The following is a 12,861-nucleotide window of genomic DNA, read 5'->3' on the forward strand; positions in this document are numbered from 1 at the left end:
TTTGCCTTATCAGTCATTGTCTGTTGCTTCTTGAGAAATAAAAGTGAAAGAATTGGTTCCCATCATTTGTTTAATGGAGTTAAAACTTGAATCATCATCACTACTCTCAAGTTCATAAGATGTATGAGTTAGTGTCCCCATCATTAAACCCATATTTTCGCTATCGCAATCGGATGATTCATTGTGGGTTTTTGTGAAAGTTTCGGTTGACATATTCAAATAGTCAATTGCAGGAAGACCAGTTTTTCTGTCAACGGTTAAGTTTAATTTTGAACTATATTCAATTTTGGAAAAATCAAAATTATCAGCATTTGATTTTTCGCTATATTGTAAAATTAGTGGATTCATAATCGGATTTATAGAATATATATTAAAATGGATTGGTGCCAATCTATCCAAAATTGAATAGTTTTGTACCATAAAAGAGACTATTATTATTTAGCTAATATATTTATTTTCCCTTACAAAAGTTTTATTTGTAAGATAATTTTTGATACGTTTTTAATAAGGATAAATCTTCTTTCTAGCCCTGATGGAAGCGGCATCCTCTTGAGGAAGCGATAGCGGACGCAAGAGATAGAGCGTCCCGATAGCTATCGGGAAGCAGGAGGGAAGTTGTTATGAAAAACAATCGTTTTGCTCCTAAATAAAAAAAACACCAATCGGTTAGGACTGGTGTTAGTTTGACTTTGATAGTGAGATTGCTTCGCTATCGCTCGCAATGACTATTAATTAACTGCCTCACTTTGATTTCTAAAAACCAATTGACCATCAAAGGCATCTAAAAGAATGATACTGTCGGTAGTGATTTTACCTGCTAGGATTTCTTTAGACAACTGGTTCATAACCTCTCTTTGAATCACACGTTTTACGGGACGGGCACCAAACTGCGGGTCGAATCCTTTTTCGGATAAGTAAGCAATCGCTTCCGGAGTAGCATCCATCGTAATACCTTGTTGTGCCAGCATTTTGGTAACAGATTTCAATTGTAAGCCTACAATTTGCGCAATATTGGCATTGGTTAACGGCGTAAACATAACGATTTCGTCAATACGGTTAATGAATTCCGGACGAACGGTTTGTTTCAATAATCCCAATACTTCTGTTTTTGCAGCTTCGGTAGCGGCTTCAATACCACCTTTTAGATTCTCAAATTTCTCCTGAATAATCTGGCTTCCCATATTAGAAGTCATAATGATGATAGAGTTTTTAAAATCGGCCAAACGTCCTTTATTGTCTGTCAAACGGCCTTCGTCCAATACCTGCAATAGGATGTTAAAGGTATCCGGATGGGCTTTTTCAATCTCGTCCAGCAAAATTACTGAATAAGGTTTTCTACGCACGGCTTCGGTCAATTGCCCACCTTCATCATAACCCACATATCCCGGAGGCGCACCTACCAAACGACTTACCGCATGACGTTCCTGGTATTCACTCATATCGATACGGGTCATGGCGTTTTCATCGTCAAACAGATATTCAGCCAGCGCTTTTGCTAATTCGGTTTTACCCACACCCGTGGTTCCAAGGAATAAGAAAGTACCAACCGGTTTTTTCAGATCTTGTAATCCGGCACGGCTACGGCGTACAGCATCACTCACCGCTTCGATAGCTTCTTCCTGACCTACCACACGACGGTGTAGTTCTTCTTCCAGATGCAGGAGTTTTTCTCTTTCGCCCTGTAGCATTTTTACCACCGGAATTCCGGTCCATTTAGCCACCACTTCGGCAATATCTTCACGGGTTACTTCTTCTTTAATCAATGAAGAACCGGATTGATTTTCCTGTAATTCTTTTAGTAAAGCGTCTAATTGTTCCTGTGCTTCTTTGATTCTTCCGTAACGAATTTCGGCTACTTTTCCGTAATCGCCTTCACGTTCGGCACGCTCGGCTTCGTATTTTAAATTTTCAATTTGTGCTTTTTCAGCCTGAATGTTATCGACAATGTCTTTCTCCGATTTCCATTTGGCAAAAATCTTATTGCGTTCTTCTTTTAAATTGGCCAATTCTAAGCCCAGTGTTTTTAATTTGGTTTCGTCTTTTTCACGTTTGATAGCTTCGATTTCGATTTCTAACTGCATTACTTTACGATCCAAAACGTCCAATTCTTCCGGTTTTGAATTGATTTCCATACGGATTTTAGAAGCAGCTTCGTCCATTAAGTCGATGGCTTTATCCGGTAAAAAACGATTGGTAATATAGCGTTGTGATAATTCTACTGCAGCTATAATCGCCTCGTCTTTGATTTGTACCTGATGGTGTGTTTCGTATTTTTCTTTGATACCACGCAAAATCGAAATAGCACTTTCGGTATCGGGTTCGTCAATCAGTACTTTTTGGAAACGTCTTTCAAGGGCTTTGTCTTTTTCGAAATATTTTTGGTATTCGTCCAAAGTAGTAGCCCCAATAGCGCGCAGTTCTCCACGAGCCAGAGCCGGTTTCAAAATATTAGCCGCATCCATAGCGCCTTCGCCACCTCCGGCACCTACCAGCGTGTGAATTTCGTCAATGAATAAAACAATATCCCCTTCGGCTGAAGTCACTTCTTTTACCACCGATTTCAAACGTTCTTCAAATTCTCCTTTGTATTTTGCGCCCGCAATCAAAGCTCCCATATCCAGCGAGTACACGATTTTTTCTTTTAGGTTTTCCGGTACATCACCATCTACAATACGGTGTGCCAAACCTTCGGCAATAGCTGTTTTACCCACACCCGGTTCACCTACCAGCATTGGGTTGTTTTTAGTGCGTCGGGTTAAAATTTGCAATACGCGTCGAATTTCTTCGTCACGACCAATAACCGGATCCAGTTTACCGCTGCGAGCTAATTCGTTCAGGTTTTTAGCGTATTTATTTAGTGAATTGTAAGTTTCCTCGGCAGAAGCAGAAGTTACTCTCTCTCCTTTACGTAATTCTTCAATGGCTGATTTTAGTCCTTTTTCGGTAACGCCCTGATCTTTTAAGATTTGAGCCACCTTAGATTTGGATGCAAAAATAGCCAGTATCAAATGTTCGATAGAAACATATTCATCGTTCATTTTTTGTGCAATAATTTCAGATTCGTTTAAGGCTTTATTGGCTTCTCTGGAAAGCATGATATCACCTCCGGAAACTTTTGGAAAGCTTTGAATCGTGCTGTCTAGAACCTGTAAAAACAGCGGTACATTGACGTTCAACTTTTTCAAAATAAAAGGAGCTACATTTTCGTCTACTTCAAAAATAGCTTTGAAAATGTGTTCGTTTTCTATTTGTTGCTGACCATTACTTTGAGCCAATTGTTGCGAATGCTGAATGGCTTCCTGCGATTTGATTGTAAATTTATTGATGTTCATTTTGTTTTATAGATTTTGTTTCAACTAATATTACTTAACTTTGCAAGAGGTTGGGACAAATTATATTCCATAGTAAATTTAAGGACAAAAAGACATTTAAAAGCTGATTTTTATCAGTTTTAAATGTCAAAAAGTCAGAAAATAAGTCAAAATATGAGTTTTTTAAAGAATATCTTCGGGAGTGATGAAACTCCAAAACAACAGGAATCCAAAATTAATTGGGAAAATCTAACGGATTTAAATCAATTAGGCGAAATTATTTTTAATTCCAATGAGAAACCGGCGGTTATTTTTAAACACAGTACCAGATGTAGTATCAGTAGAATGGCTCTGAAGCAATTTGAAAATGAATTTGCTTTACAGGATCAAGTTACACCTTATTTTTTGGATTTATTGAATTACCGTGAGATTTCAAATGAAATAGCCAATCGATTTAATGTTTACCACGAATCACCTCAAATTCTTTTAATTAAAGACGGACAATCGGTTTATGATGCTTCACATTCTGATATTGATGCGGAAAGATTGAAGGAATTGGTTTAGTTTTTTAACGCAAAGAGTGCAAAGTTTTCTCGCTAAGATTCGTTAAGTTTTTTATTTTTTTCACGCAGATTTAGCTGATATTCGCAGATTTTTTTCTTTGGTCTTTGTGGAAACTTCGTGCTCTTTGCGGTTAAATAAAAAATCAGTCTATACTAAAATAAAAAAGCCACGAATTAACTAATGTTATTAGAAAATTCGTGGCTTTTAGTTTTTAAATGAATCGTATTACAAAGACTGACTCATTTTCTGCTTTATTTCATTCAGGCAAAGGTTATTGATACTTCCTTCGTGAGTATGTTTGGTAGCTTTTGGCGATTTGTAATTTCCGGCTTCAATTTGCAGTGCTACTTCTTTGTAAGCATCTCTAAATGGAATTCCGGCTGTAACCATTTCGTTCAAAGTATCTACAGTAAATAAGTAATCGTATTTTTTATCCTCTAAAATATTTTCTTTTACCTTAATATCCGGAATAGAGAAAATAGCAATATCCAAACAAGCTTTTAAGTTTTGAATGGCAGGAAAAACACCTTCTTTTAAAAGTTGTAAATCTCTGTGATAGCCGCTTGGTAAGTTGTTAGTAATTAAAGTTAACTCATAAGGTAAGGCTTGAATCTTATTGCATTTTCCACGGATTAATTCAAATACATCAGGATTTTTTTTATGAGGCATGATGCTTGATCCTGTAGTCAGATTGGCGGGTAAACCAATAAAATCAAAATTCTGACTCATGTATAAACATACGTCATAAGCAAATTTTGAAAGCGTACCTGCTACACTGGCCATAGCAAAAGCAACTGTTTTCTCCGATTTTCCACGACTCATTTGAGCAGCAACTGAATTGTATTTTAAAGTGCTGAAACCCATTTCTTTTGTGGTAAAAGTTCGGTCGATAGGGAAGGAGCTACCGTATCCTGCCGCAGAACCTAAAGGGTTTTGATCTACTACTTTCAAAGCAGCATTCAACATACTCATATCGTCTATTAAACTTTCAGCATAAGCCGAAAACCACATTCCAAAAGAACTTGGCATCGCTATTTGCAAATGCGTATAGCCCGGTAATAATACATTTTGATATTTTTCTGCAGAAGTCATTAATAAATCAAAAAGTGCTTTGACTTGTTGTTTTAATTGAAGTACTTCTTCTTTTAAGTACAAGTTCATATCTACTAAAACCTGATCGTTACGGGAACGGGCAGTGTGGATTTTTTTTCCGGCATCACCTACTTTTTGCGTAAGCAAATATTCCACTTTTGAATGTACGTCTTCAAATGAATCTTCGATGGTAAAATTTCCAGCTTTGATATCTTCCTGAATTTCTGCCAATGCTCCTAATAAATCTTCACATTCCTGATTGGTAATCAAACCGATTTTAGCAAGCATTTTGGCCTGCGCGATATTTCCTGTGACATCATGTTTGGCTAAAATCAAATCTAATTCACGGTCGTTTCCAACAGTGAATAAGTCGATTTGTTTATCAGTAGGTATTCCTTTTTCCCAAAGTTTCATAATTCTGTGTTTTTGTTTCGCAAAGATTCTCAGAGTATACTCAGAGAGATTCGCAAAGTTTTATTTTTTAGCCCCGATAGAAGCGATATCCTTTTCCTGCTTTCTTTAAGCAGGGAAAGATAAAGCTGATAGTGGGATTAGCTACTTTATATTTTTAAAAAAATCACCTAGTATTTTAATGTACAAATCTATTCCTTCTTCGATTTCGTTTAGATAAATAAATTCATCAGCCGAGTGTGAACGTAAACTGTCTCCAGGTCCTAATTTTAATGATTTACAATATAAAACGGACTGATCTGAAAGGGTAGGAGAACCATAAGTAGTTCTTCCTAATGCAATTCCTGCCTGAACTAATCCGTGTGATACCGGAATAGAAGAAGCGTTTAAGTGCATCGAACGCGGATTTACTTCGGCAGCTACACTAGCTCTTACTGTTTCCAGAATTTCGGTGTTATTGTAGCAGTCGTTTACGCGGATATCTACAACTAATTCGCATTCTGACGGAACTACGTTGTGTTGTTTTCCAGCATTAATTTGGGTTACGGTCATTTTTACAGGACCTAAAACCTCGGATATTTTTTCGTATTGGTAATTTTTAAACCATTCGATTACTGGTAACGTATTGTAAATTGGGTTGTCCGGATTATTGTGAGCTGCATGACTGGCCGTTCCGTTTACTTTTACATCCAAAACTAATAAACCTTTTTCGGCTACGGCTAATTGCATTAATGTTGGTTCTCCAACAATAGCACATTCTAATTCCGGTAAGTGTTTTAAAACACTGTTCAATCCATTTTTTCCGCTGCTTTCTTCTTCTGCCGAAGCTACTACTACGATATTGTATGGTAAATTTTCGCTGGTATAAAAATGCGTAAAAGTAGCAATCAAAGATACTAAACAACCTCCGGCATCATTACTTCCTAAACCAAATAATTTTCCGTCTTCAACGATGGCTTTAAATGGATCTTTAGTGTACGATTTATTAGGTCTTACCGTATCGTGATGGGAGTTTAAAAGTATAGTTGGTTTGTTTTTGTCGAAATTTTTATTGAAAGCCCAAATATTGTTGTTTTCTCTTTCGAAAGGAATGTTATTTTGAGTAAACCAATTTTCGATTAAAAGTGCTGTTTGATCTTCTTCACTCGAAAAGGAAGGGGTTTCAATTAGCGATTTTAATAACGCAATGGCTTCTTGTGTAAGAGTTGCTATGTTTTTCATAAAGTTATTGTAGTATGCAATGCCGCTTTATTTTGTAACATTCTGTGATGACCAATTTTTATTTTTTGCACTCCTTTAGACAGGCTGTTGAAGCAGTTGTCTAATTTTGGAATCATTCCCGAATGAATGGCACCTTCTTCTTTTAATTGCGAATAAAGCTCGGAATTGATTTGCTGGATTACCGAATCCTCATCTTCAACATCCGTTAAAACACCCGCTTTTTCGAAGCAGTAATTCAAAGTAACCTCAAAAACTTCTGATGCGGCTATAGCCAATTCACTAGCAATGGTATCAGCATTGGTGTTCAGTAATTGTCCGTTTTTATCGTGCGTAATGGCACAAAAAACTGGAACAATTCCGCTGTTGATTAAGGTTTGTAATAAAGGCGTATTTACTTTTTGAACATCACCTACAAAACCGTAATCAATAGTTGGGTGATTTCTTTTGGTGGACTGGATTAAATTCCCGTCAGCACCCGAAAATCCCATTGCATTGGTGTTGTTAGCCTGCAATTGGGCTACTATATTTTTGTTGATTTCACCTGCGTAAATCATCACTACTACATCCAGCATGGGTTTATCCGTAATTCGTCGCCCTTCAATCATCTGAGGGACTAAGCCAATACTTTGTGCCATTTTGGTAGCTGATTTTCCGCCACCGTGAACCAATATTTTATTGCCTTCAATCTTAGAAAAATCAGCTAAGAAACTGGTTAGTTCGGCAGGATTATCAATGATGTTTCCACCTATTTTTATGATAGATAATGGTTGCTTATTTTTTTCCATTTTCTAATATTTTTTGTAGAACTAACTGAGCTGAATACGTTCTGTTATTAGCTTGTTCGATAACAACTGAATTTTCGCTGTCAATAACTTCGTCAGTCACAATTACATTACGTCTTACAGGTAAACAGTGCATGAATTTAGCATTATTAGTCAAAGCCATTTTTTCGGCAGTAACGGTCCAATTTGGATCCGTATTCGTGATTTTTCCGTATTCTTTGTAATTGCTCCAGTTTTTGGCATAGATAAAATCGGCATTTTCAAAAGCCTTATTCTGATCGTATTCAATTACTGAATCTTTAGTGATTTCGGGATTCAGTTCGTAGCCTTCCGGATGCGTAATTACAAAATCCATGTCTTTTTGCTTTTGCATCATTTCGACAAAAGAATTTGGAACTGCCTGAGGCAAAGCTCTTGGGTGTGGCGCCCAGGTTAAAACTACTTTGGCTCTGTGTTTGGTTTTGTGTTCTGCCATTGTAATCGCATCAGCAAGAGATTGCATTGGGTGTCCCGTAGCGCTTTCCATGTTAACAACTGGCACAGAAGCGTATTTCATGAAACCGGAAATTACCGTTTCGGCATTGTCTTTTTCTTTGTCTACCAATCCTGCAAAAGCTCTGATAGCGATAATATCGCAATATTGTGAAACAACGGCTGCGGCTTCTTTGATATGTTCTGACGAACCCTGATTCATCACGGCTCCGTCTTCGAATTCCAGTGTCCAACCTTCGCTGTTAAAATTCATTACAATTACGTTCATACCCAAATTCATAGCTGCTTTTTGCGTACTCAAACGGGTTCTTAAACTAGAATTAAAAAACAACATCCCTAAGGTTTTGTTCTTTCCTAATTTTTTCTTTTTAAGCGGATTTTTTTTGATTTTGAGCGCTTGTTTCACCCATTTGTCGAGTGAGTCTATGTCTTGTATGGATAAAAAGTTCATTATCTTATAGTTTAATCGGTTATTTGTTTAATCGATTAACCGAATTAACGATTAACCGAATCAACATTTTCTATACAATCTTCGTAAATGCAATTTCGTTTTTTAATGCTTTTAAAATAAAATTATCTTCTAAGCCGTTTACCACCCAGGTTTCGATTTTTGCTTCTTTGGCAATGGCAGCCGAATCAATTTTAGACTGCATTCCGCCAGTTCCATGGGAAGATTTTGAATCGCCAATTTCTTTTTGCAAAACCTTTAAATCATTTACTAATTCAATGGTTTCAGGAAATTCATCATGAATCGATGCTTTGGTGTAAATTCCATTGGTATTAGTGGCAATAATTAAAATATCTACTTTCAGTAAAACAGCAGTTAAAGCGGCTAATTTATCGTTGTCACCAAATTTAATTTCATCCGTTGCAACGGTATCATTTTCGTTGATAATCGGGATGTAATTGTTTTTAACCAATACATTAATGGTGTTTACGATGTTCTTCTTGGTTTGCTCTTTTTCAAAATCAGAATAAGAAAGCAAACATTGCGAAGTATTTAAACCTAAATCCTTGAAGTTTTCATTGTAAATCCGCATCAAATGAGGCTGACCAATAGAAGCCAAAGCCTGTTTTACAAAAACATCTTTGTCGTTATTGTCTAATTTTACAAATTGTTTTGCAGCAGCAATGGCTCCGGAACTTACAATGATAAATTCATATTCATCGTTCAAAGCCGCTATTTGCATACCAATATCCTCAATCTTTCCTCTCGAAATATGATTGGTTTCTTTGGTTAAGGTATTGCTTCCTAATTTTAATAAAATTCTTTTTTTTGCCATGGTTTTAGATTTAAAGATTTAAAGATTTAAGAATTTAAAAATTCAGAGAGCCCAAAATTTTAATCTTTTAATCTTTCAATCTTTCAATTCTTCAATCTTTTATCTGATTTGTCCTTCGCCGTAAATATACCATTTATTGGTTACCAAATGCTGTAAACCAATAGGTCCGCGTTGGTGTAATTTATCGGTACTGATTGCTAACTCTCCTCCAAGACCAAACTGTCCACCGTCAGTAAATCGGGTAGAGGCATTATGGTAAACAGATGAAGCATCAATACTTTCCATAAATTCCTGAGCAATGGCTTTGTCTTCAGTTATAATGGAAGCCGAATGTCCACCACAGTATTTATTGATTTTAGCAATCGCTTCTTGATTAGCGTTTACGGTTCCGATAACGATTTTATAATCCAAAAACTCTTCGTACCAAATCAAATCGTTTTCAATGGTTTGTATTCCGGTTGCTTTTGCAACTGAATCATCACCTAAAACAGTAACTTTAAATTTCTCTAATTCGATTACTAATTGTTTTGCAAAAGTTTCCCAATTTAGCAAATTCGTATCAATTAAAACTTTATCTAAAGCGTTGCAAACTGATATGTTTGAGGTTTTTCCATTGATAACAATGTTCATTGCTTTGTCTAAATCGGCATCGGCATTGATATACACAAAATTATTCCCGCGACCGCTCACAATTACCGGGCAGGTAGCGTGTTTTTTAGTAAATTCAATCAGTTTTTCACCACCGCGAGGAACGATTAAATCGACTCTTTGTGTTGGTTTTTCAAGAAAAGCCTGAGTTTGAACTCGGTCATAATTCAAATATTCAACCCAGTCAGTAGAAACTCCGTTTTGTTCTAAAGCTTGATGCCAAAGACTCACAATCTTTTGATTAGAAAGCAAAGATTCTTTTCCGCCTTTCAAAAGGATTTTGTTTCCTGATTTAAAAGCGATTCCTCCCGCTTCAACAGTTACGTCAGGACGTGATTCGTATATGATTAAAATAGTTCCAAAAGCAGCGGTTTTATTGCTGATTTTCATGCCGTTGTCATGAGTGAATTCATAACGAAGCTGTCCCACAGGATCTTCCTGACTGGCTAATTGTTTTACAGAAAGAATCATGCCGTCAACTTTAGCATCGTCAACCAGCAAACGTTTTTCCATTGCTAAATCTTCACCATTATAATTGGCTAAATCCTGTTGGTTGATGCTTTTTAACGCTTCTCTTTCTTGCTCTAACAAAGCCGCCATTGTGGTTAAAACGGCATTTCTTTTTTCGATTGGAAGTATTGTGTTCATTGTTTTTTTGTTTTTTAAGTTTAAAAAAACTTATGCTTTTAATTCTGCTAATGATTCTTGTAAGGCCACGATAAAAGTATCAATGGCTTCTGTAGTAATCGTTAGCGGAGGAAGGATTCTCAACAAGTTTTTATTGTTGGCACCTCCTGTAAAAATATATTTTTCAATAATCATTTTCTTTCTCAAAGCACTCACGTCAAAGTCAAATTCAACTCCTAACATCAGTCCTCTTCCTTTTACCTTTTTGATTTCAGGTATCACTTTAATCGCTTCAAAAAAGTATTCTGATACTTTGTTGGTGTTTTCGATTAATTTTTTGTCTTCCATCACATCCAAAACCGCAATTCCTGCAGCACAAGCCAAATGACTTCCGCCAAAAGTAGTTCCTAATAAACCATAACTTGCCTGGAATTTAGGAGAAATCAAAACACCTCCAATAGGGAAACCGTTCCCCATTCCTTTAGCAGTAGTTACAATATCAGGATTGATTCCGTGGTGTTGAAAAGCAAAGAATTTCCCGCTTCTTCCGTAACCTGATTGTACTTCGTCTAAAATCAAAATTACATCGTTAGCTTTACTAGCTTTTTCCAAAGCCTGAAAAAACTCCGTTGTTCCCTGATCTAAACCACCAACTCCCTGAATAGGTTCGATAATTACAGCACAAACATCACCTTTTTTCAATTCGGCTTCTACCAATTCAATTTGGTTTAACGGTAAAAAAGTAACTTCCTGTTGTGCATTCAACGGCGCAACAATTTTTTTGTTATCTGTTACTGCAACTGCCGCAGAAGTTCTTCCGTGAAACGAATTGTCAAAAGCAATTACTCTTGATTTATTAGTATGGAAAGAAGCTAATTTTAATGCATTTTCATTGGCTTCAGCACCTGAACTACATAAGAACAAACTGAAATCAGTCAAACCTGAAGCTTTTCCTAATTTTTCAGCTAATTCTACCTGTAATGGATTTTGGATAGCATTCGAGTAAAAACTCAAATTATCCAATTGCTCTTTCACTTTCGCAACATAATCCGGTTGGGTATGACCAATTGAAATTACTCCGTGACCAGAGTATAAATCTAAATATTCGGTTCCTTTTTCGTCGTAAATAGTACAGTCTACAGCTTTTACAGGCGTAATAGGATATAATGGGTAAACGTCAAATAAGTTCATTTTTTAATTAATTTAAAGATTTAAAAATTGAAGAATTTAAAGATTCTTATAATTTTTTAATTATTAAATCCTTCAATCTTTTAATTGTTTTTTAGAATCCACAAGGTTTTAGGTGTAATCCGGTAGTTTCTTCCAATCCAAACATTAAATTCATGTTTTGAACGGCCTGTCCGGAGGCACCTTTTAATAAATTGTCAATGATAGATGTTATTAAAACCCGGTTTCCTTTTTTCATTAAACTAATTATACATTTGTTGGTTTGAACTACCTGTTTCATATTGATGTTGGTAGTTGTAACCGTTACAAATGGTTGATCTGCGTAGAAAGCTTCGTATTTTGCAACTAAATCTTCTAAACTCTCTTCCGATCTTGTATATAAAGTTGCAAAAATTCCTCTTGGGAAATCCCCTCTGTTTGGAATAAAAATCAATTCGTCACTGAAAGAAGTTTGCAACTGTTTCAAACTTTGGTTGATTTCGCCCAAATGCTGATGTTCAAATGCTTTGTAGTGAGAGAAATTGTTGTTTCTCCAGCTAAAATGCGATGTTGCCGCTAAGCCAACTCCGGCACCAGTACTTCCTGTTGTAGCGTTGATATGAACATCTTCAGTCAATTTTCCTTCTGCTGCCAATGGTAATAAAGCCAATTGAATAGCAGTAGCAAAACAACCCGGATTAGCGATATAATTTGCTGATTGAATATCGGTTTTGTTTAGTTCAGGCAAACCATAAACAAATGATTTTCCGTCGAATTCTTTATCTTTTGTCAAACGGAAATCATTTCCTAAGTCGATAATTTTCGTTGTATCAGAAAATTTGTTGTTTTCTAAAAACGAAATTGATTTTCCGTGTCCTAAACACAAGAAAAGCACATCTACATTAGGATTTACGGTATCGGTAAAATTCATTTCAATATCACCCAATAAATCGTGGTGCGCTGTCGAAAGCGGTTTTCCGGCATTAGTTGTACTGTAAACAAAATCTAATTTGGCATTAGGGTGAAACATCAGGATTCTGATTAATTCTCCTGCTGTATATCCTGATCCGCCTATTATTCCAACTTTAATCATATTGTTTAAATTTTAAGAATGTTTTTAATCGTAAAACATTCTATTATTTATTTTTTTACCATTAAGAAATTAAGTTTCATTAAGCTAAATGTCTTTTAATTACTTAAATAAATTAACCACGAAGAACTCAAAGAAAGCACTAAGTTCACAAAGTTTAGTGTGCTTTGTGC

At 36.0% G+C, this 12,861-nt stretch carries 11 protein-coding genes; 1 reads left to right on the forward strand and 10 read right to left on the reverse strand.

Annotated elements, in window-relative coordinates:
• Positions 1–9 precede the first annotated feature (9 nt).
• Complete coding sequence (locus BLR17_RS14785) at positions 10–348, reverse strand: hypothetical protein (protein WP_066329136.1); 339 nt, start codon at positions 346–348, stop codon at positions 10–12.
• 380 nt (positions 349–728) lie between these two features.
• On the reverse strand, positions 729–3,332 hold the full coding sequence (clpB, locus tag BLR17_RS14790) for an ATP-dependent chaperone ClpB (protein WP_066329137.1): 2,604 nt from the start codon (positions 3,330–3,332) through the stop codon (positions 729–731).
• A gap of 153 nt (positions 3,333–3,485) precedes the next feature.
• Here clpB and ytxJ point away from each other — a divergent pair, with 153 nt between their 5' ends.
• Entirely contained in the window at positions 3,486–3,875 is a 390-nt protein-coding gene (gene ytxJ, locus BLR17_RS14795) for a bacillithiol system redox-active protein YtxJ (RefSeq protein ID WP_066329189.1), read from the forward strand.
• 225 nt (positions 3,876–4,100) lie between these two features.
• Here ytxJ and argH read toward each other — a convergent pair whose 3' ends face one another.
• The 8 genes from argH to argC form a co-directional block, all read right to left on the reverse strand.
• A complete protein-coding gene (argH, locus tag BLR17_RS14800; protein ID WP_066329139.1) occupies positions 4,101–5,381 on the reverse strand; it encodes an argininosuccinate lyase in 1,281 nt (426 codons plus the stop codon).
• Positions 5,382–5,522: 141 nt separating this feature from the next.
• Positions 5,523–6,599, reverse strand: a complete 1,077-nt coding sequence (locus tag BLR17_RS14805) for a M20 family metallo-hydrolase (protein ID WP_066329141.1) — start codon at positions 6,597–6,599, stop codon at positions 5,523–5,525.
• A complete protein-coding gene (gene argB, locus BLR17_RS14810; protein ID WP_066329143.1) occupies positions 6,596–7,384 on the reverse strand; it encodes an acetylglutamate kinase in 789 nt (262 codons plus the stop codon). The genes BLR17_RS14805 and argB overlap by 4 nt, the downstream gene beginning before the upstream one ends.
• Complete coding sequence (locus BLR17_RS14815; protein WP_066329145.1) at positions 7,371–8,324, reverse strand: N-acetylornithine carbamoyltransferase; 954 nt, start codon at positions 8,322–8,324, stop codon at positions 7,371–7,373. The genes argB and BLR17_RS14815 overlap by 14 nt, the downstream gene beginning before the upstream one ends.
• Before the next feature lie 70 nt (positions 8,325–8,394).
• Positions 8,395–9,156 (reverse strand): glutamate 5-kinase, encoded by a 762-nt coding sequence (gene proB / locus BLR17_RS14820; protein ID WP_066329147.1) that lies wholly within the window; start codon positions 9,154–9,156, stop codon positions 8,395–8,397.
• Between the two features lie 99 nt (positions 9,157–9,255).
• A complete protein-coding gene (locus tag BLR17_RS14825) occupies positions 9,256–10,452 on the reverse strand; it encodes a glutamate-5-semialdehyde dehydrogenase (RefSeq protein WP_066329148.1) in 1,197 nt (398 codons plus the stop codon).
• Between the two features lie 30 nt (positions 10,453–10,482).
• Entirely contained in the window at positions 10,483–11,622 is a 1,140-nt protein-coding gene (locus BLR17_RS14830) for an aspartate aminotransferase family protein (protein WP_066329149.1), read from the reverse strand.
• Positions 11,623–11,713: 91 nt separating this feature from the next.
• Positions 11,714–12,691: an N-acetyl-gamma-glutamyl-phosphate reductase gene (gene argC, locus BLR17_RS14835; RefSeq protein ID WP_066329152.1), complete on the reverse strand. Its 978-nt coding sequence runs from the start codon at positions 12,689–12,691 to the stop codon at positions 11,714–11,716.
• Positions 12,692–12,861 lie beyond the last annotated feature (170 nt).

The organism is Flavobacterium glycines, from assembly GCF_900100165.1.
Lineage (GTDB): Bacteria > Bacteroidota > Bacteroidia > Flavobacteriales > Flavobacteriaceae > Flavobacterium > Flavobacterium glycines.